The 19,637-nt window shown below is 59.4% G+C and carries 20 protein-coding genes and 1 tRNA gene; 15 read left to right on the top strand and 6 right to left on the bottom strand.

Annotated features, from left to right (window positions below; all coding sequences use genetic code 11):
• Positions 1 to 158 precede the first annotated feature (158 nt).
• Both KGB07_RS21315 and KGB07_RS21310 read left to right on the top strand, forming a co-directional pair.
• Positions 159 to 830, top strand: a complete 672-nt coding sequence (locus KGB07_RS21315; protein ID WP_007979804.1) for a response regulator — start codon at positions 159 to 161, stop codon at positions 828 to 830.
• Positions 823 to 2,211, top strand: a complete 1,389-nt coding sequence (locus KGB07_RS21310; protein WP_046041544.1) for a sensor histidine kinase — start codon at positions 823 to 825, stop codon at positions 2,209 to 2,211. Before KGB07_RS21315 ends, KGB07_RS21310 begins: the two co-directional genes overlap by 8 nt.
• Before the next feature lie 146 nt (positions 2,212 to 2,357).
• Here the strand turns inward: KGB07_RS21310 and KGB07_RS21305 are convergent, their stop codons facing one another.
• Together KGB07_RS21305 and KGB07_RS21300 are read right to left on the bottom strand one after the other, a co-directional pair.
• Complete coding sequence (locus KGB07_RS21305; protein ID WP_223466475.1) at positions 2,358 to 3,179, bottom strand: HDOD domain-containing protein; 822 nt, start codon at positions 3,177 to 3,179, stop codon at positions 2,358 to 2,360.
• 34 nt (positions 3,180 to 3,213) lie between these two features.
• The gene (locus KGB07_RS21300) at positions 3,214 to 4,155 is read right to left on the bottom strand and encodes a YgfZ/GcvT domain-containing protein (protein ID WP_046041546.1); all 942 of its coding nucleotides are present in this window, start codon (positions 4,153 to 4,155) and stop codon (positions 3,214 to 3,216) included.
• A gap of 148 nt (positions 4,156 to 4,303) precedes the next feature.
• On the opposite strand from KGB07_RS21300, the gene KGB07_RS21295 reads away from it, so the two are divergent.
• Both KGB07_RS21295 and KGB07_RS21290 read left to right on the top strand, forming a co-directional pair.
• Positions 4,304 to 4,558: a succinate dehydrogenase assembly factor 2 gene (locus KGB07_RS21295; protein ID WP_046041547.1), complete on the top strand. Its 255-nt coding sequence runs from the start codon at positions 4,304 to 4,306 to the stop codon at positions 4,556 to 4,558.
• On the top strand, positions 4,542 to 4,994 hold the full coding sequence (locus KGB07_RS21290; protein WP_046041548.1) for a protein YgfX: 453 nt from the start codon (positions 4,542 to 4,544) through the stop codon (positions 4,992 to 4,994). Before KGB07_RS21295 ends, KGB07_RS21290 begins: the two co-directional genes overlap by 17 nt.
• On the opposite strand, the gene nadB is transcribed toward KGB07_RS21290, so the two are convergent.
• A complete protein-coding gene (gene nadB / locus KGB07_RS21285) occupies positions 4,963 to 6,579 on the bottom strand; it encodes an L-aspartate oxidase (protein ID WP_046041549.1) in 1,617 nt (538 codons plus the stop codon). The genes KGB07_RS21290 and nadB overlap by 32 nt on opposite strands.
• A gap of 552 nt (positions 6,580 to 7,131) precedes the next feature.
• Between nadB and rpoE the strand changes: the two genes are divergently transcribed.
• The 4 genes from rpoE to KGB07_RS21265 all read left to right on the top strand — a co-directional run bounded on the left by rpoE (position 7,132) and on the right by KGB07_RS21265 (position 10,903).
• Entirely contained in the window at positions 7,132 to 7,713 is a 582-nt protein-coding gene (gene rpoE / locus KGB07_RS21280; RefSeq protein WP_003172477.1) for an RNA polymerase sigma factor RpoE, read from the top strand.
• A gap of 31 nt (positions 7,714 to 7,744) precedes the next feature.
• Complete coding sequence (locus KGB07_RS21275; RefSeq protein WP_046041550.1) at positions 7,745 to 8,332, top strand: sigma-E factor negative regulatory protein; 588 nt, start codon at positions 7,745 to 7,747, stop codon at positions 8,330 to 8,332.
• Positions 8,333 to 8,340: 8 nt separating this feature from the next.
• Complete coding sequence (locus tag KGB07_RS21270; RefSeq protein ID WP_046041551.1) at positions 8,341 to 9,300, top strand: MucB/RseB C-terminal domain-containing protein; 960 nt, start codon at positions 8,341 to 8,343, stop codon at positions 9,298 to 9,300.
• 178 nt (positions 9,301 to 9,478) lie between these two features.
• On the top strand, positions 9,479 to 10,903 hold the full coding sequence (locus KGB07_RS21265) for a DegQ family serine endoprotease (protein WP_046041552.1): 1,425 nt from the start codon (positions 9,479 to 9,481) through the stop codon (positions 10,901 to 10,903).
• 76 nt (positions 10,904 to 10,979) lie between these two features.
• Here the strand turns inward: KGB07_RS21265 and KGB07_RS21260 are convergent, their stop codons facing one another.
• Complete coding sequence (locus KGB07_RS21260) at positions 10,980 to 12,413, bottom strand: M48 family metalloprotease (RefSeq protein WP_046041553.1); 1,434 nt, start codon at positions 12,411 to 12,413, stop codon at positions 10,980 to 10,982.
• A 98-nt stretch (positions 12,414 to 12,511) separates the two neighbouring features.
• On the opposite strand from KGB07_RS21260, the gene KGB07_RS21255 reads away from it, so the two are divergent.
• Both KGB07_RS21255 and KGB07_RS21250 read left to right on the top strand, forming a co-directional pair.
• The gene (locus tag KGB07_RS21255) at positions 12,512 to 12,751 is read left to right on the top strand and encodes a sulfurtransferase TusA family protein (protein WP_046041554.1); all 240 of its coding nucleotides are present in this window, start codon (positions 12,512 to 12,514) and stop codon (positions 12,749 to 12,751) included.
• Positions 12,752 to 12,782: 31 nt separating this feature from the next.
• Positions 12,783 to 13,853 (top strand): AI-2E family transporter, encoded by a 1,071-nt coding sequence (locus tag KGB07_RS21250; protein ID WP_223466474.1) that lies wholly within the window; start codon positions 12,783 to 12,785, stop codon positions 13,851 to 13,853.
• A gap of 52 nt (positions 13,854 to 13,905) precedes the next feature.
• Here the strand turns inward: KGB07_RS21250 and KGB07_RS21245 are convergent, their stop codons facing one another.
• Together KGB07_RS21245 and KGB07_RS21240 are read right to left on the bottom strand one after the other, a co-directional pair.
• A complete protein-coding gene (locus tag KGB07_RS21245; RefSeq protein WP_046041556.1) occupies positions 13,906 to 14,379 on the bottom strand; it encodes a peroxiredoxin in 474 nt (157 codons plus the stop codon).
• Positions 14,380 to 14,389: 10 nt separating this feature from the next.
• Positions 14,390 to 14,950, bottom strand: coding sequence for a glycine cleavage system protein R (locus tag KGB07_RS21240; RefSeq protein ID WP_007979776.1), 561 nt, complete (start codon positions 14,948 to 14,950; stop codon positions 14,390 to 14,392).
• 329 nt (positions 14,951 to 15,279) lie between these two features.
• On the opposite strand from KGB07_RS21240, the gene dapA reads away from it, so the two are divergent.
• The 5 genes from dapA (at position 15,280) to KGB07_RS21215 (ending at position 18,969) form a co-directional block, all read left to right on the top strand.
• Entirely contained in the window at positions 15,280 to 16,158 is an 879-nt protein-coding gene (dapA, locus tag KGB07_RS21235) for a 4-hydroxy-tetrahydrodipicolinate synthase (RefSeq protein ID WP_046041557.1), read from the top strand.
• A 17-nt stretch (positions 16,159 to 16,175) separates the two neighbouring features.
• On the top strand, positions 16,176 to 17,291 hold the full coding sequence (gene bamC, locus KGB07_RS21230) for an outer membrane protein assembly factor BamC (protein WP_046041558.1): 1,116 nt from the start codon (positions 16,176 to 16,178) through the stop codon (positions 17,289 to 17,291).
• A 4-nt stretch (positions 17,292 to 17,295) separates the two neighbouring features.
• Positions 17,296 to 18,054, top strand: a complete 759-nt coding sequence (locus tag KGB07_RS21225) for an MBL fold metallo-hydrolase (protein WP_046041559.1) — start codon at positions 17,296 to 17,298, stop codon at positions 18,052 to 18,054.
• Between the two features lie 28 nt (positions 18,055 to 18,082).
• Positions 18,083 to 18,796, top strand: a complete 714-nt coding sequence (gene purC, locus KGB07_RS21220) for a phosphoribosylaminoimidazolesuccinocarboxamide synthase (RefSeq protein ID WP_007944067.1) — start codon at positions 18,083 to 18,085, stop codon at positions 18,794 to 18,796.
• 83 nt (positions 18,797 to 18,879) lie between these two features.
• Positions 18,880 to 18,969: transfer RNA gene (locus KGB07_RS21215), tRNA-Ser, on the top strand.
• The last annotated feature ends 668 nt before the right edge of the window (positions 18,970 to 19,637 follow it).

Raw genomic sequence — 19,637 nt, 5'->3', positions numbered from 1 at the left:
ACGGCAGTCGAAACTGTCCGTGGCTGGACTGTAACGGGCTAACCTTTCGCTAACCTTTCAGCTGACTTTCACGGTTTTCGGGCTTCACAGCGGCGGTTGCGGCTGTAAACTTCGCGCCAGAGAATGGCGTCGACCATCCCGCAATGAGGTAAAGATCCATGCGTGTCCTGCTCGTCGAAGACCATTTGCAGCTCGCCGAAAGTGTTGCCCAGGCGCTCAAGAGCACCGGGCTGACCGTGGACGTTCTGCACGATGGCGTAGCAGCCGACCTGGCGCTGGGCAGCGAGGAATACGCCATGGCGATCCTCGATGTCGGATTGCCGCGCATGGATGGTTTCGAAGTGCTGGCGCGTTTGCGGGCGCGGGGCAAGAACCTGCCGGTGTTGATGTTGACCGCCCGCAGCGACGTCAAGGATCGGGTCCACGGCCTGAACCTCGGCGCCGACGACTACCTGGCCAAGCCGTTCGAACTGACCGAACTCGAAGCCCGGGTCAAAGCCTTGTTGCGCCGCAGTGTGCTGGGCGGTGAGCGCATTCAGCGTTGCGGTGTGCTGGCTTATGACCTGGAAACCCGGCGTTTCACCCTCGGCGAAGAATTGCTGACCCTGACCTCCCGTGAGCAGGCCGTACTCGAAGCCCTGATCGCGCGCCCCGGTCGGGTCATGAGCAAGGAGCAACTGGCATCGCAAGTGTTCGGTCTCGATGAAGAGGCCAGCCCCGATGCCATCGAAATCTACGTGCACCGCCTGCGCAAGAAACTCGACGGCCAGCCGGTCGCCATCGTGACCTTCCGCGGCCTCGGTTATTTGCTGGAAAGCCGCGATGCATAAGCCCAGCAGCCTGCGCTGGCGGTTGCTGTGGAACCTGGCGCTGCTGCTGGTGGTGTTGATGCTGGCCAGTGGGTTGAGCGCCTACTGGAACGGGCGCGAAGCTGCCGACACGGCCTATGACCGGACCCTGCTGGCCTCGGCGCGAACCATCGCCGCCGGCGTGTCCCAGCGCGACGGCACCCTGAGTGCCGACGTGCCCTACGTGGCCCTCGATACGTTTGCCTACGACAGTGCCGGGCGGATTTTCTACCTGGTCAACGACATCAATCAGAAGCTGATTTCCGGGTACGAAAACCTGCCGGCGCCACCGCCGGGAACGCCGCGCACCGATGACTATCCGGCGCTGGCACGTTTCTACAACGCCCAATACCGCGGGCAGAACGTGCGCGTGGTGAGCCTGCTCAAACCCGTGAGCGAGCCGAACATGAACGGCATGGCGGAAATTCGCGTGGCGGAAACCGATGAAGCGCGGGTGAGCATGGCCCGTAGCCTGGCGACAGATACTTTGCTGCGCCTGGGCATGCTGGCGGGTGGGGCCTTGATGTTGGTGTGGTTCGCAGTGAGTGCCGCGTTGCGCCCGCTGGAGCGCTTGCGCACGGCAGTGGAAGAGCGCCAGCCGGACGATCTGCGCCCCTTGCCGCTGGTGGAAGTGCAGCGCGAATTGTGGCCACTGGTGCGCGCGCTCAATCACTTTACCGAGCGCTTGCGCGGGCAGTTCGAGAAGCAGGCGCAATTCATCGCCGATGCCGCCCACGAACTGCGCACGCCGCTGGCGGCGCTCAAGGCGCGCCTGGAGTTGGGCATGCGCTCGGCCGAGCCCGAAACCTGGCGCAGCACGCTGGAAACCGCCGCCCAAGGCACTGATCGCTTGACCCACCTGGCCAATCAGTTGCTTTCCCTGGCACGGGTCGAAAATGGCGCCCGGGCGATTGCCGAGGGCGGCGCGCAGTTACTCGACCTGAGTCAATTGGCCCGGGAGCTGGGCATGGCCATGGCGCCGTTGGCCCACAAGCGTGGTATCGCGCTGGCGCTGGAGGCGGATGAATCGGTCTGGCTGCGGGGCGAGCCGACGTTGTTGAACGAACTGCTGAGCAATCTGGTGGATAACGCACTGGCCCACACGCCGCCGGGGGGCAACGTGATTCTGCGGGTCTCGGCGCCCGCCGTGCTGGAAGTCGAAGATGATGGCCCTGGTATTCCTCTTGAGGAGCGCGATCGGGTGTTCGAGCGTTTTTACCGACGCAATCAGCAAGTGGCCGGTTCCGGATTGGGTTTGGCGATTGTCGGTGAGATCTGCCGCGCACATCTGGCGCAGATCAGCCTGCATGACGGTGAGCGCGCAGGGTTGAAGGTGCGGGTGAGTTTTGTTGCGGGAGAATGAATATTCCCACTGTGGCGAGGGGGCTTGCCCCCGTTCGGCTGCGCAGCAGTCGTAAATCCTGACTATGCGGTGTGCCTGGCTTACACGGTCGCAGGTTTTGGGGCAGCTTCGCAGCCCAACGGGGGCAAGCCCCCTCGCCACATTGATCAGTAAAACATCGTGCGCGTTTCTTCCAGATCGGCGCACATCGCCTTGTCGTCAAAGTCGATTCCGAGTGCCTTGTAGGCCGGTACAATCAACGCGTCGGCACGGGCGAGCGGGTGAACGGTTTCCTGCAGGCAATACAGGCTGGCCACCTGCACCAGATCCACATAGTCGACCTGCGCGGACTGGCGCTTGAAGTTCAGGTATAACCGCGGCACTTGCACCAGCATGTCGGGAAAATCCCAGACCTTGAGCAGTTTTTCGCCGATCAGCGGATGAATCCGGTCGATCACATGGTTGAGGCTGACCGGGTCGGACAGCAGCTCATAGTGATCTTCGGCGTACGTCAGGATCGGCAGCACGCCGATCTGGTGCACCAGCCCGCCAAGTGCCGCCTGATCGGGCTTGAGTCGGGTGTAGCGGCGGCACAAGGCGTAGCTGACGCCGGCGATTTCCAGGCTTTTACGCCAGACATCGCGCATCTTCTGCTCCACCACGTCAGAGCGGGCATGGAAAATCTGCTCCATGACCAGGCCGATCGCCAGGTTACAGCTGTAGTTGATACCCAGGCGGGTGATCGCGGTATGCAGGTCGGTCACTTCCTGGGCCGCGCGCAACAGTGGGCTGTTGACCACTTTGATCAGGCGTGCTGACAGCGCGGTATCACGGCCGATCACTTTGCTCAGGGTACTGACGCTGACTTCCGGGTTTTCCGCGGCCTTGCGAATCTGCAGGGCCACTTCCGGTAACGTTGGCAGAACCAGGTCATCGTTATTGATGGCCTCAACCAAATCCTGTTGGACCTTTTCCGCCAGCTTGCTCATTTAGTCTCTCTAGGTGTCGCGCCAAGTGCTGCCGTTATTGCTGGATTTCGCGGTCGCGGTCCAGTTCATAAGGCAGGTCGAGCAGCTGCAAGGACGGCCCTTCGAGGGCGCCCAGGTGGATGTCTCCACCTTCTGCTGCTTCGGCTTGCAACACAGCCAGGAGTTCAATGTTCTGTCCGGCGCGGGCAGCCAGCACCACTTCACCGATGGAGCTGCCGTGGGTCGGGGAAAACAGCGGGGTACCCGGTTCAGGCAATTCGCCAGCAGCCAGCTGCAGGCGATACAGGCGGCGCTTGAGTTTGCCCAGGTACTGCATCCGCGCAACGATTTCCTGCCCGGTGTAGCAACCTTTCTTGAAGCTCACGCCGCCGACCGCTTGCAGGTTGAGCATCTGCGGGATGAACAGCTCGCGGGTGCCGGGCAAGACCTGGCCGATCCCTGCGCGGACCTGGCCCAGCAGCCATTGATTCAGATCGCCCTCGCTCAGCACAGCCGATAGCTTGCCTTTGACCGCATCGGCTTGACCGGCGGCGACCCACAGTTCTGCGCGTTCAGGCGAGACACGGATGGCGATCAGCCCGTCGTTGCGCACGACGCTGTCGGTTTCTGCCGACAGGTCCAGGCCGAGGCTGACCAGTGCGGCGTCGCCATGGTCAACGCCGAAGCGGATCCAGGCGGCACTTTCGTCGGTCAGTTTCGACTTGGAAAACACCGCGTATTTTTTCAGGTCCGCCAGTTGCGGTTCGAGCAATTCGGTGGCCATGGCCAGGACCACGCCGTCACCCTCGAGCAGGATGCGGAAACTCGATTGCATCCGGCCTTTTTGCGTGCAACGCGCACCGAGGCTGGCCCGGGAATCGCTCAGGTAGTTGAGGTTGCAGGTCAATTGGCCTTGCAGGAATTTGCTGGCGTCCGCGCCGCGGACCGCGAGAACACCCTCATGAGAAAGGGTGCAGAAAAAAGCAGAATCGGCCATGGGTCATCGCAGGGTAAAAAGTCTGGTGGACATCATAAGGGGCCGCCTGCGAAATGGGTAGTTAACAAAGGCTCGCAATGCCCGACCAAAGCCGACTGTTCGACCGGGCGCGGGCCTGTATACTTGCGGCCTATTTGAGGAGCGCTCCATGGTCGAAGATGTTGAACTGAACCGCCTCTTTTGGCACAGCCGCCGTGGCATGCTTGAGCTTGACGTGTTGCTGGTACCGTTCACGAAAGAGGTTTACGCAACGCTCAACGAAGTGGATCGCGCGTTGTACGTCCGACTGCTGACGAGTGAGGACCAGGACATGTTCGGCTGGTTCATGGAACGCAGCGAATCGGAAGATCCCGAGCTGCAACGCATGGTTCGCATGATCCTGGATCGTGTCCAGCCCAAGTAACGGCTTCGAATGCCGCTGGCATGCCTCACGGCAGTTGCTGGCGGCGTATCTTCTGGCCCAGCTGTTCGCGTTGGGTTCTTTGTTTTTACTGTCGATTCCGGTCTGGGCCAGCGCGCTCGGCGTCCTGCTGTGCGTGGTTCATGGAGTCTGGCTGTTGCCCCGGCAAATCCTGCTGACCCACCCTCAGGCATTTTGCGGTTTGCGGCGTGATGCCGATGGCTGGCAGTTGTGGAGTCGGGCCAGGGGTTGGCAGCCCGTGCAACTGAGGCCGGACAGCCTGGCGCTGCCGTTGGTGGTGGTACTGCGTTTCCGACTGCGTGGCGAGCGCCGGGTCAGGGCCATTTGCGTGCCCCGGGATGCGCAGGCGGCGGATGTGCACCGACGCCTGCGGGTCCGGCTCAAATTCAGCCGACGTAGGTGGGCGGCACCAGAATAGTGTCCAGCGCGACCGGTAACATGTCCGGGTAATCGAGGGTGTAATGCAGGCCGCGGCTTTCCTTGCGCTCCATGGCTGACAGGATCATCAGCTCGGCCACTTGGGCCAGGTTGCGCAGCTCGATCAAATCCCGGCTGACCTTGTAGTTGCTGTAGAACTCGTCGATTTCATCCAGCAACAGTTGCACGCGGTGTTGTGCCCGTTGCAGACGCTTGTTGGTCCGCACGATGCCAACGTAGTCCCACATGAATCGCCGCAGTTCATCCCAGTTGTGCGCAATGATCACGTCTTCATCGGAATCGGTGACCTGGCTCGCATCCCAGACGGGAAGGGGGGCCGGCATCGGCACTCGGGGCAACTGTTCAAGGATGTCTGCCGCCGCCGAGCGTGCATAGACGAAACATTCCAGCAGCGAGTTGCTGGCCATGCGGTTGGCGCCGTGCAGGCCGGTGAAGCTGGTTTCGCCGATGGCATACAACCCCGGCACATCGGTACGACCCTGTTGATCGACCATCACGCCGCCGCAGGTATAGTGCGCCGCCGGGACCACCGGAATCGGTTGTTTGGTGATGTCGATGGAAAATTCCAGGCAGCGTTCGTACACCGTCGGGAAGTGCGTCTTGATGAAGGCTTCGGGCTTGTGGCTGATGTCCAGATAGACGCAATCGACACCCAGTCGCTTCATTTCATGGTCGATCGCCCGGGCGACGATGTCCCGTGGCGCCAGCTCGGCCCGTGGGTCGAAGCGCGGCATGAAGCGCTCGCCGTTGGGCAGCTTCAGGTGGGCACCTTCGCCTCGCAGGGCTTCGGTGACCAGGAAGCTCTTGGCTTGTGGGTGATACAGGCAAGTAGGGTGGAACTGGTTGAATTCCAGGTTCGCCACCCGGCAGCCCGAGCGCCAGGCCATGGCGATGCCATCGCCGCAGGCGCCGTCAGGGTTGCTGGTGTAGAGGTAAACCTTGGCTGCCCCACCGGAGGCGAGGATCACAAAACGGGCGCCATAGGTGTCGACTTCGCCGGTGCCGCGATTGAGCACATAAGCGCCGAGGCAGCGATCGCCTTCGAGTCCCAGGCGTTTTTCGGTAATCAGGTCAACCGCAACCCGCTGCTCCAGCAGTTCGATGTTCGGTCGTTTCCGGGCCTGGTCGAGCAGGGTGGTGAAAATGGCAGCGCCAGTGGCATCGGCGGCATGGATGATGCGCCGATGGCTGTGACCGCCCTCGCGGGTGAGGTGGAACTCGAACCCGCCGTCTTCGTTACTCGACTGTTCATCGCGGGTAAAGGGCACGCCCTGGTCGATCAGCCATTGAATCGCTTCCCTGCTGTGCTCGACGGTAAAACGCACGGCGTCCTCATGGCACAGGCCGCCGCCGGCATTGAGGGTGTCATCGACATGGGATTCAACGGTATCGGTGTCGTCCAGTACGGCCGCAACGCCGCCTTGGGCCCAGAAAGTCGAGCCATTGGCGAGGTTGCCCTTGCTCAGAACGGCAATGCGCAAATGACCGGGCAAGGTCAGCGCAAGGCTCAAGCCGGCAGCACCGCTGCCAATTACCAGAACATCGTGTTGAAACTGTTGGCTCATTTCAGGATTCCGCTCAAAGCGACCCGGGTCGGGGTTGGCGCAGCTGGACTGTCGAGTCGATGCAGCCGCACAGCCCACTAGTATATAGAGGGGGGGAGCGGCACAATACCCGAGCTAGCATGGCATTGTGAAACTACCGTGACCCAAAACATCGGTCACTTCGTCGGATGTTTTTCTGCCCGTTGGGCGCGAGAATGACTGTATCGCCGATTTAACAGTCTTTTTCCCTTCACGGTTGCACAATGTCGGGTTGGCACGGCTATAAATATTTGGAACTTTTGCCAAAGGGCCAAGATCAATAGAAGGTTGCCTGAAACAAGGGACAGTGTCGGTTTCAGTGCGGGATTGCAGTTCGATCCTTGCTGAAGAATCCGATGACAAGATTATCCGCGCAGCCGGGTCAACTCGTGCTGCGCTTTTCGTGCGTGCCAAATCAGAGCCCGCAGGAAACTTGCCTGGAGGGGGAGAACTTTTGCGAAAAGCACGAGTCTATGTTTGCAAGTCTGGTGGTTTACTTCTGCAAGCCTCCTCCGAGCTCATCGAGGAGTGTTCATGCTAACCCAGGAAGAGGATCAGCAACTGGTCGAACGCGTTCAGCGCGGCGACAAGCGTGCTTTCGATCTGCTAGTGCTGAAATACCAGCACAAAATTCTCGGGTTGATCGTGCGTTTTGTGCACGACACCCATGAAGCCCAGGATGTGGCACAAGAAGCCTTTATCAAGGCATACCGTGCACTTGGAAATTTTCGCGGAGACAGCGCGTTTTATACGTGGCTTTACCGCATCGCCATCAACACGGCGAAAAACTATCTGGTTTCACGCGGCCGTCGGCCGCCGGATAGCGATGTCAGTTCCGAGGATGCAGAGTTCTACGATGGCGATCATGGCCTCAAGGATCTCGAGTCGCCAGAGCGGGCCTTGCTGCGGGATGAGATCGAAGGCACCGTCCATCGAACCATTCAGCAACTGCCGGAAGATTTGCGTACGGCTTTAACTTTACGTGAGTTTGATGGTCTGAGTTACGAGGACATTGCGAGCGTCATGCAATGTCCGGTAGGCACCGTGCGCTCCCGGATCTTCCGCGCCCGGGAGGCCATCGACAAAGCCCTGCAGCCATTGTTGCAGGAAAACTAAAGACAGCGGCGACAGCCAAGAGAGGAACGCCATGAGTCGTGAAGCCCTGCAGGAATCGCTGTCCGCAGTGATGGATAACGAAGCGGACGAATTGGAATTGCGTCGGGTATTGAATGCCTGTGACGATGTTGAAACCCGTGATACCTGGGCTCGTTATCAGATCGCTCGGGCAGTGATGCACAAGGATCTGCTGCTTCCACGCCTGGACATCGCCGCAGCTGTTTCTGCTGCCCTGGCTGACGAAGCCGTACCGGCAAAAGCCTCCCGTGGTCCATGGCGCAGCCTGGGTCGTCTGGCGGTCGCAGCTTCCGTGACCCTGGCGGTGCTGGCCGGTGTACGTCTGTACAACCAGGATGAGATCGCCGGCGTCGAATTGGCCCAGCAATCCACTCAGCCCGGACTGGCCGTTCCTCAAGTAAAAGGCCCAGCCGTTCTGGCAGGCTACAATGAGAGTTCGGATGCTACTGGCCCAATGGCCAACGGCGTATTGCAAGGTCAGCCAGGCTGGCACGATCAGCGTTTGCCAGGTTACTTGCGCCAACACGCACAACAGGCTGCACTGAAAGGCACTGAGAGCGCTCTGCCGTACGCTCGTGCCGCAAGCCTGGAAAACCGTTAAGGAGGATCATGCGCGCCATACCTCTACTTTCGCTTCTGCTCTGCGGCTGGTTCATTGTTCCAGCCCAAGCCGATGAAGCCCAGGACTGGTTGACCCGCCTGGGCCAGGCAGAGCAACAGCAAAGCTTTCAGGGTACTTTCGTCTACGAGCGTAACGGTAGTTTTTCTACCCATAACATCTGGCACCGCGTCCAGGATGGAAAGGTCCGCGAGCGATTGATCCAGCTCGACGGTTCCGCTCAGGAAGTCGTTCGCATTGATGGGCAAACCCAATGCGTCAGCGGCACACTGATAGCAGGGCTTGGGGACTCCCCGAACTCCGCTGCCCGTGCACTCGATCCTCAAAAGCTCAAGAATTGGTATGACCTCGCCGTCATCGGCAAGTCGCGTGTCGCCGGGCGTCCGGCGGTGATCGTATCGCTGACACCCCGCGATCAGCATCGCTACGGTTTTGAACTGCATCTGGACAAAGAGACCGGCCTGCCTCTGAAGTCCTTGCTACTGGACGACAAGGGGCGGTTGTTGGAGCGCTTCCAGTTCACGCAACTGGATACCGCCGACGTTCCTTCCGAAAAAGACCTGCAGGCCAGTAATGATTGCAAGCCGGTCAACCTCGAGAGTGACAAGGCTTCTGCCGTCAAGTCTGCTCAGGTCTGGCGTTCCGACTGGTTGCCGCCCGGCTTCGAGCTGACCAGCAGCACCGCTCGCAAGGATCCGGAGACCAAGACCCAGGTCAACAGCCTGATGTATGACGATGGCCTGACGCGCTTTTCGGTATTCCTCGAACCGTTGAATGGTGCAACAGTCACCGACACCCGTACTCAGTTGGGCCCGACTGTTGCGGTTTCCAGGCGCCTGGCCACGACACAGGGCGACATGATGGTGACCGTCGTCGGCGAGATACCGGTCGGTACTGCTGAGCGGATAGCGCTTTCGATGCGCACTGATGCCGCTGCAACCAAGCAGTGAGCTGAATTCGAAATGTTTCGTGAGCATTTCAATTTGCAAAAATCCCGTAAATTTCTTATAGGTCAGAGCCCCTCGGCTCTGGCCTTGTTTGTTGTTCCCGGAACAAAAATACCGGCGTATTGTTCCCGGTGTTCCTTGCTCCATATCGCTTAACCATGCTCGTCGTAACGGGAGCCGTATGTCGATACCTCGCTTGAAGTCCTACTTTTCCATTTTTGCCACCGTGCTGGTGCTCGGTCAGGCGGTCACCGCCCAAGCGGTCGAACTGCCTGACTTTACGCAACTGGTCGAACAGGCCTCGCCTGCGGTCGTGAACATCAGTACCACGCAAAAGCTGCCGGATCGCAAAGTCAGCCAGCAAATGCCCGACCTCGAAGGCTTGCCGCCAATGCTGCGCGAATTCTTCGAGCGGGGCATGCCGCCACAATCGCGCTCACCGCGTGACCGTCAGCGCGAGGCAACCTCCCTGGGCTCAGGTTTCATCATCTCTACCGATGGCTATATCCTGACCAACAACCACGTGATCGCCGATGCTGACGAGATCCTCGTCCGCCTGGCTGATCGCAGCGAAATGAAAGCCAAGCTGATCGGTACCGATCCTCGTTCCGACGTGGCGCTGCTGAAAATCGAAGGCAAGGATCTGCCGGTGCTCAAGCTCGGTAAATCCCAGGACCTGAAAGCCGGCCAATGGGTTGTCGCGATCGGCTCGCCATTCGGCTTTGACCACACAGTGACCCAAGGCATCGTCAGCGCCGTCGGTCGCAGCCTGCCGAACGAAAACTATGTGCCGTTCATCCAGACCGACGTGCCGATCAACCCGGGTAACTCCGGTGGCCCGCTGTTCAACCTGAACGGTGAGGTGGTCGGGATCAACTCGCAGATCTATACCCGCTCCGGTGGCTTCATGGGCGTGTCGTTTGCAATCCCGATCGACGTGGCCATGGATGTTTCCAATCAGCTGAAATCCGGTGGCAAGGTCAGCCGTGGCTGGCTGGGTGTCGTGATTCAGGAAGTGAGCAAGGACCTGGCCGAGTCGTTCGGTCTGGAGAAGCCGGCCGGTGCGCTGGTTGCCCAAATCCAGGATGATGGTCCGGCTGCCAAGGGTGGCTTGCAAGTGGGCGACGTGATCCTGAGCATGAACGGTCAGCCAATCGTTATGTCGGCCGACTTGCCGCACCTCGTTGGCGCGTTGAAGGCTGGTGCAAAAGCCAATCTGGAAGTGATCCGTGACGGCAAGCGCAAGAATGTCGAACTGACCGTCGGTGCAATTCCGGAAGAAGGCAAGGAGATGGGTGCCGAGCCAAAATCCAGCATCGAGCGCAGCAGCAATCGTCTCGGTGTTTCCGTGGTCGAGCTGACTGACGACCAGAAGAAAACCTACGACCTCAAGGGTGGTGTGGTGATCAAGGAAGTGCAGGACGGTCCTGCCGCTCTGATCGGCTTGCAGCCGGGTGATGTGATCACCCACCTGAACAACCAGGCCATCGGTTCCACCAAGGAGTTCGCGGACATCGCCAAGGCGCTGCCAAAGAACCGCTCGGTGTCGATGCGGGTACTGCGTCAGGGTCGTGCGAGCTTCATCACCTTCAAGCTGGCTGAATAACCCGGTTGTTGGTTGAATAAAAAACCGCCTCGAAAGAGGCGGTTTTTTTGTGTCCGGACTTCTTGCCTCCAGGGCGTCAGCCCATCATGTCCTTGATCATGCGCTCCTGTTCCATCAGCTCGCGTTGCCGTGCATCGATCCGCGAAGACAGCGGGAAGTTGCTGCCAGCCTTGCGTTTGGCGAAGTCCAGTTGCTGAATGGCCTGTTTGTAGTCCCCGACCAGCGCAAAGTATTCGGCGCGAGCCTGATGCAGGCCGATGATATTGCCCGACAGGCCGCGCGTCTCGGCAACCTGATACCACACGTCCGGATCATCCGGGCGCGACTTGAGCAGGCCTTCGAGGGCTTTCTCCGCATCCGCAGTACGGTTCTGCTTCAGCAGCAGGTCGACGCGCACCTGGTTCAGCGGATAGTTGCCAGGATACTGGGCCATCAACCGGTCAACCCGGGACTGGGCGTCCGCCAGGCGATTGTTGGTGATGTCCAGGTCAACCTGAGCCAGGTTGTAGATGATTTCGTTGGGTGACTTGGCCAGCAACAGCTTGAGGTTTTCCCGTGCTTCGTTCAGTTGACCGCCCTTGATCTGGGCAATTGCCAGGCCGTAGCGCGCCACGTCGTTTTTCGGGTTTTCGTCGAGCAGGGCACGGAAGCGCTTGGCACCGAGCCCCGGGGTTTCTTCATAGATCAACTGGACGCGCGCGCGGATCAGTTGATAACGCATGCTGTCTTCGATACCGCCCTGTGGTGCCAGTTCGGCGCGGTTGCGGGTGTCGGCGATACGCGATTCGGTCACCGGGTGCGTCAGCAGGAATTCCGGTGGCTTGGCATCGTAGCGGTACTGCCGCCCCAGGCGCTCGAACATGGTGGGCATCGACCGGGGGTCATAACCGGCCTTTTCCAGATTGAGAATGCCGATGCGGTCGGCTTCCTGTTCGTTCTGGCGGGAGAACCGCCGTTGTTCCTGAATGGCCGCTGCCTGTGTACCGGCAATGGCAGCGATCCCGGCGTCACCGGCGCCCGCGGCTGCGATCACGATGCCGGCCAGCAATGCGGCCATCATGGGTACTTGCATGCGTTGTTGCGCTTCGATGCCCCGGGCAAAGTGGCGCTGCGACAAGTGAGCCAATTCGTGCGCCAGTACCGAAGCGTATTCGCCTTCGGTCTGGGCGTTGAGGAACAAACCTCCGTTCACCCCGACGATCCCGCCCGGCGCCGCAAAGGCGTTGAGCTGCGGGCTGTTGATCAGGATGAATTCCAGGCGCCGGTCAGTGACCTGGCTGGTCTCGACCAGTCGGTAAACGCTGGATTCCACATAATCCTTGAGCTGCGGATCGTTGAGCTGCGAAACCTGACTGCGCAACATGGCCAGCCAGGCGCGGCCGAGCTGGTATTCCTGTTGCGGTGAGACAATGGCAGAACTGGCGTCGCCGAGTGACGGCAGGTCGTCGGCGAAGCCCGGTGAGGCGAGCAGGCAAGCGAGCGTCAGCAGGGTAGGGCGCAAAAATGTCATGCACAAAGCCTTAGTCGACAAAGACCTTACTGTAGCCGGACACCGACGTTGCGACCAGATATTCTAGGCAACTCAACCACCTGACCCGGAGTGATGCAATGACCGACGCTTTAGAGCATGACGTTGAACTGGACGCCAGTGGCCTGAATTGCCCGTTGCCGTTGCTCAAGGCCAAGATGGAGCTCAACCGGCTGGCCAGTGGTGCGGTACTCAAGGTCATCGCCACCGATGCGGGTTCGCAGCGCGACTTTCGCACCTTTGCCCGATTGGCCGGTCATACCCTGCTTCGTGAAGAAGATGACGCGGGTGTTTACCGCTACTGGTTGAAAAAAGCCTGAAATCGGCTGTGTTTGCTCCTAAGGATTATTGATGTTCAAAGTGTTACGCGACTGGATCCAGCGCTATTTTTCCGATGAAGAAGCGGTGGTGCTGGCTGTCCTGCTGATTCTTGCGTTCACCGCCGTGCTGACCCTGGGCGGTATGCTGGCGCCGGTGCTCGCCGGCATGGTGCTGGCGTACCTGATGCAGGGGCTGGTGGTGACCCTCGAGCGCCTGCGGGTGCCAGGTGGGGTCGCGGTGGGGCTGGTCTTTGCGTTGTTCATGGGGCTGTTGCTGGTGTTTATCGTGGTGGTCGTGCCATTGCTATGGCACCAACTGATCACGTTGTTCAACGAGTTGCCCGGCATGCTTGCCAAATGGCAGTCGCTGTTGCTGTTGCTGCCCGAGCGCTATCCGCACCTGGTATCCGACGAGCAGGTGCTGCGGGCCATCGAAGTGGCGCGGGGCGAAATCGGCAAGTTTGGTCAGTGGGCACTGACGTTCTCGCTGTCGAGCCTGCCGTTGCTGGTGAACATCATGATCTACCTGGTGCTGGTGCCGATCCTGGTGTTTTTCTTCCTCAAGGACCGGACCATGATCGGCCAGTGGGTGCGCGGCTACCTGCCCCGTGAGCGGGCGTTGATCACCCGGGTCGCCCATGAAATGAACCGGCAGATCGCCAACTACATTCGCGGCAAGGTCATCGAAATCTTCATTTGTGGCGGCGTGACCTACATCGCCTTTGTTGTTCTTGAGCTCAATTACGCGGCGCTGCTGGCTTTGCTGGTGGGGATTTCGGTGGTTGTGCCTTATGTCGGCGCCGTGGTGGTAACCGTGCCCGTGTTTCTGATTGCGCTGTTCCAGTGGGGCTGGAGCGATCAATTCATTTACTTGATGGCAGTCTACGGGGTCATTCAGACGCTGGATGGCAACGTGCTGGTGCCATTGCTGTTCTCGGAGGCGGTCAACCTGCACCCGGTGGCGATCATCTGCGCAGTGCTGTTGTTTGGTGGGTTGTGGGGATTCTGGGGGGTGTTCTTCGCGATTCCCCTGGCGACGCTGTTCAAGGCCGTGCTGGACGCTTGGCCGCGCAAAGAGCCGGAGGTATCACCGCTGCTATAAGTCGGTGGAGATAAAAAATCGCAGCTCATGGCTGCGATTTTTTTTGAGGTATTCAGGCCTTGTTCAGTGCCTGAGCGGCAGCCAAAACGGCATCAACATGCCCCGGCACCTTCACGCCGCGCCATTCCTGGCGCAGTACGCCGTTGGCGTCGATCAGGAACGTGCTGCGATCCACGCCCATGTATTCCTTGCCGTAGAGCTTTTTCAGCTTGATCACGTCGAACAGCTGGCAGATGGCTTCATCCTTGTCGCTGATCAGCTCAAAGGGGAATTCCTGTTTGCACTTGAAGTTCTCGTGGGATTTCAGGCTGTCGCGAGACACACCGAACACTTCGGTGTTGGCGGCCTTGAACGCAGCGTACTGATCACGAAAACCCTGTCCTTCGGTCGTGCAGCCAGGGGTGCTGTCCTTGGGGTAGAAGTAGATCACCACTTGCTTGCCCTTCAGGCCCGCGAGGTTGACGGTCTGCCCGCTGGTGGCGGGGGCTTCGAAATCGGCAACCGGTTGGTCGATGGCAACGGCCATGAAAGCTTCCTTACATTGGGTTCTGTGGGCGCCAGGGTTCGATCAGGGCATCGAGGTTCAGCGCGTCGGCAAAATCCAGGAACTGATCGCGCAGCCAGCTAATTTGCACGCCGGCCGGCAAGGTCACGGTAAACGTGGCGTTGAGCATGGTGCCGCCGGTCTGCGGAGCCTGATAGGTGTCGCAGGTCAGGTTTTCCAGCTCGACATTGTGGTCCATGAAGAACTGGCACAGTTCGTTGATGATGTCCGAGCGGTAGGCCGAGCTGACATAAGCGACGTACGGCAGGGCCTGGGGGCGGTTTTCCAGGGCCGCGCTGCGCACCACGTTGACCGTGAACGCATGCCGCTTGGCCAATACAGGCAGGCTGCCTTCCAGGCGTGCCAAGGCATCCCAGCTACCGGAGATTTCCAGCACCAGGGCACTGCATTCGCCGTGGCGGGTCAGGCGAGAGGTGACAACGGCGCAGCGGTTTTCATGGCTGGCGCGGCACAGGACGTTGGTCAGCTCCATGGGGTTGGCGCCGAGGGCACTGATAACAAGGAATTGTTCGCGAACTGTGGGGGTGGACATGCAGCATTCCTAAAGCGATGAGCGGTCGGTACGTCCAGAGGGCGTTTTGTCGGGAGCGAGCCTGCGGATGCGAATTCAGAAAACCCCAAACGACAGGTTGCGACGGTGCTCCGGCAGGGCGGGAGCGAGAGGCGGCAACGCTGGATCAGGGCTTGTGATGCCGAAAATGGAGGCTGAAACCCGACGCACGAGCTTGTCTGTACCGATCAAAGTCTGAAGGGTAGCGAAAACCGGCGCCAAGGGGAATGGCGGCAGCACAGTACTTCGCTTGTGCAAGCATCTTGGCGCCAGTACCATTACGGCTCTCTTTTTCCGGCAGGAGCGGTTTCATGATTGCGGGCAGTATGGTGGCACTGGTCACACCCATGGATGCACAGGGGCGTCTTGACTGGGACAGCCTCAGCAAACTCGTGGACTTCCACCTTGAAAACGGCACCCATGCCATTGTCGCCGTCGGTACCACCGGCGAATCGGCAACCCTCGACGTCAACGAGCACATCGAAGTCATCCGTGCCGTGGTCAAGCAGGTCAACGGTCGTATTCCGGTGATCGCCGGTACCGGCGCCAATTCGACCCGCGAAGCCGTCGAATTGACCCGAAATGCCAAGGAAGCCGGCGCCGATGCCTGCCTGCTGGTCGTGCCGTACTACAACAAGCCGACCCAGGAAGGCCTGTACCTGCACTTCAAGCACATCGCCGAATCGGTCGACATCCCGCAGATTCTCTATAACGTTCCCGGCCGCACCTCCTGCGACATGCAGGCCGAAACCGTGATCCGCCTGTCCACCGTGCCGAACATCATCGGTATCAAGGAAGCGACCGGCGACCTCAAGCGCGCCAAGGCCATCCTCGACGGTGTAAGCAAGGACTTCATCGTCCTTTCCGGCGATGATCCGACCGCGGTCGAGCTGATCCTGATGGGCGGCAAGGGCAACATCTCCGTGACCGCCAACGTCGCGCCGCGTGAAATGGCCGATCTGTGCGAGGCTGCCCTCAAGGGGGATGCCGAGACTGCACGGGCAATCAACGAAAAACTGATGCCGCTGCACAAGGACCTGTTCATCGAAGCCAACCCGATTCCGGTGAAGTGGGCTTTGGTTGAAATGGGACTGATGCACGAAGGCATTCGCCTGCCGTTGACCTGGCTGAGCACACCTTGTCACGAAACGCTGCGCACGGCCCTGCGCCAGTGCGGCGTCCTGGTTTAATTGAGGAAGTACAACGCATGAAGCGAATGGCCGGACTTTCCGCACTTGCCTTGATTATCTCCAGCACCAGTGGCTGTGGATGGGTCTGGGGCCCGGAAGGTTATTTCCGTGACCGTGGTAGCGATTACCTGGAAGCGCAACAGACTGCACCGATGCAAATACCGCAGGATGTCCGTACCGCCAAGCGTCTGGATCCGCTGTTGCCGATCCCGCGCAACGTGGCCGATGACACCGCCAAGGGCGAATACATCGTTCCTCGGCCGCAGCCGCTGACCGCGGGTGCCGACGCCAGTGCCTACTCCCTGCAGAAGAGCGGCGGCTCCAGCTCCATCCTGGCGCAGAATCCGCCGGCTGAAGTCTGGCCCGTGGCCGTTCAGTTCTTCCAGGACAACGGTTTCCGTCTGGATGAACAGCGTCCGCAAACCGGCGAATTCACCACGACCTGGCAGCATTCCGATGAACTGTCCGCGGCCATGGCCAAGCGCCTGAGCGCGGCCGGTGTCAGCACGGACAGCGAAACCCGCGTGCGGGTGCGCATTGAGCCGGGCGTGCAGCGCAACACCAGTGAAGTCTACGTGGTCAGCGCCGAGCGTCCTGCCGGCAGCACCGCCGACGTGGCCTTCACCAACCGTTCGGTCAATACTGGCCTGGACGCGGCACTGGTCGACGACATGCTCGCGAGCATGAGCCGTATCTCCGAGAAGGGCGGTTCGGTTTCCATGCTGGCTTCGCGTGATTTCGACGCGCCAAGTCGTGTCAGTCTGAGTGAGGACGGCAGCGGCAACCCTGTGCTGAACGTCGGCACCGACCTGGATCGCGCCTGGTCGAGCGTCGGTCGTGCGCTGGAGCAAGGCGAATGGCGTGTTGAAGACATCAACCGCAGCCTGGGCCTGTACTACATCAACCTGGCCGAAAAAGCCGAGAGCAAAGACGACAAGCCAGGCTTCTTCAGCAGCCTGTTCGGCAGTGCGCCGAGCAAGGAAGAGCTTGAGGCTCGCGCCGAGCGTTATCAGGTTCGCCTGAGCAAGGTTGGCGAGAACGTCCAGGTCACCGTCGAGAAAAACATCAACACCGTGGCGCCGGCAGATGTGGCGCGTAAAGTGTTGAGCAAGATTCAGGACAACCTGGGCTGATCCTATGCGTTTTGCCGTTCTCGGCAGCGGTAGTCAAGGGAACGGCACGCTGATAGCCAGTGCTGATACGTACGTATTGGTGGATTGTGGTTTTTCCCTGCGGGAAACCGAAAAACGCCTGCTGCGCCTGGGTGTGAACCCTGCGCAGCTGAGCGCGATACTCGTGACCCACGAACATGCCGACCACGTGCATGGCGTGGGTTTGCTGTCTCGGCGCTACAATCTGCCTGTCTACCTCAGTCGCGGGACCTTGCGCGGGATGCGCAAACCGATGGAACCCGCAGGCTTTCTGGCCGGCGGCGAGCAGCTGCAAATCGGCGACTTGAGCATCGGTGTCATTGCCGTGGCCCACGATGCACAAGAGCCGACGCAATATGTGTTCAGTGACGGTATACGGCGCTTCGGCCTGTTGACCGACCTGGGGTCGTATTGTGACAAGGTGCTGGACGGCTATCGGGACCTCGATGCGTTGATGATCGAGTCCAATCACTGTCGTGACATGCTGGCTCGCGGTCATTACCCGTACTTTCTCAAGCAGCGGGTGGGCGGTGAGCTGGGGCATTTGAATAACCACCAGGCGGCATTCCTGGTGGCTGAGCTGGGCTGGAAAGACCTGCAACACCTGGTCCTGGCCCATCTGAGCAGCAAGAACAACCTGCCGCGGCTGGCCCGGCAATGTTTTGTCGACACCCTCGGGTGCGACCCGGACTGGCTGCAACTGGCCGATCAAGATTCAGGGCTCGACTGGCGTCACATCGCCTAGCCCATCTACTTAGCAAGCGGAGCCCATCATGGAAAAACGTGAAGAACTCTACCGCGGCAAAGCGAAGTCGGTTTACAAGACCGACGACGCTAACCGTTTGATCCTGCTGTTTCGCAACGACACCTCGGCGTTCGATGGCAAGCGTATCGAACAGCTCGACCGCAAAGGCATGGTGAACAACAAGTTCAATGCCTTCATCATGCAGAAGCTCGAAGCTGCTGGCGTGCCGACCCAATTCGATAAATTGCTGGGCGACAATGAATGCCTGGTGAAGAAGCTCGACATGATCCCGGTCGAGTGCGTCGTGCGTAACTACGCCGCCGGCAGCCTGGTCAAGCGTCTGGGTGTCGAAGAGGGTATGAAGCTCAACCCTTACACCTTCGAGCTGTTCCTGAAGGACGACGCCAAGGGCGACCCGTTCATCAACGAATCCCACGTCGTTGCCTTTGGTTGGGGCACCGCCGAGCAACTGGTTCGCATGAAAGAGCTGTCGCTCAAGGTCAATGAAGTCCTGAGCAAGCTGTTCGACGACGCCGGCCTGCTGCTGGTCGACTTCAAGCTGGAATTCGGCGTGTTCCACGATGGCTCCATCGTGCTGGGCGACGAATTCAGCCCGGACGGCTGCCGTCTGTGGGACAAGGCCACCGGCAAGAAAATGGACAAGGACCGCTTCCGTCAGGGCCTCGGTGACGTCATCGAAGCCTATGAAGAAGTCGCCAATCGTCTGGGTGTACCGCTTTAACCGACGCAAGCATCTGAAAGCACAGAAATATTTCGCTTAGGGGGTTCGCTTCCTGCGAAAGTGTTGTTATGATGCGCGCCGTTGGAGAGATGCCAGAGTGGCCGAATGGGACGGATTCGAAATCCGTTGTACCTTCACCGGTACCTAGGGTTCGAATCCCTATCTCTCCGCCATTATTGAATAAGACTAAGCCCCTGAAATGGTTAAACATTTCAGGGGCTTTTTCGTTTCTGTCGTATCGATCGGGGCATTTGGTGTCCTGCATGCCGCGCTAGTCCGTTCCAGTTCTCCGGCGTTTTCCGCGAGATACCCGTCATGCTCTCGGGATTCCTGGGTATCCATATGCCGTAGTGTTTTCTCGCCGTCGTTGTGCCTGCATGTCCAGGCGGTGTGATTTGGGTTCTGCGCTGTCCCGATGCTTTATATAGGTGCTGGAGGTTTTCATGGTGGCAACCCGGGCGCTTTGGTAAGGAAGAAGAATTTTCAGGTGGGGGGGTTGACCACGTATTTTAATACTGTACTATTCGCCTCCCGCTAACGAGCAGTTTGAAGTTGCTCTTGGTTTAAGTAGTTGATTTTGTTGAAAAATCAGAAACTTTTAAGGTTGCAAATTGAAAAGATGCGCTGTAAGATGCGCACCTCGGTTGAGACGAAAGATCTTAACCAACCGCTCTTTAACAACTGAATCAAGCAATTCGTGTGGGTACTTGTGGGGTCAGACTGCTAGTCAACAGATTATCAGCATCACAAGTTACTCCGCGAGAAATCAAAGATGTAACCAACGATTGCTGAGCCAAGTTTAGGGTTTTCTCAAAACCCAAAGATGTTTGAACTGAAGAGT

Source organism: Pseudomonas sp. GL-RE-26, from assembly GCF_019956275.1.
Classification (GTDB): Bacteria; Pseudomonadota; Gammaproteobacteria; order Pseudomonadales; family Pseudomonadaceae; genus Aquipseudomonas; species Aquipseudomonas grandcourensis.
The sequence above is the reverse complement of the archived record's forward strand: the minus strand, read 5'-3'. Positions and strand labels throughout refer to the sequence as shown.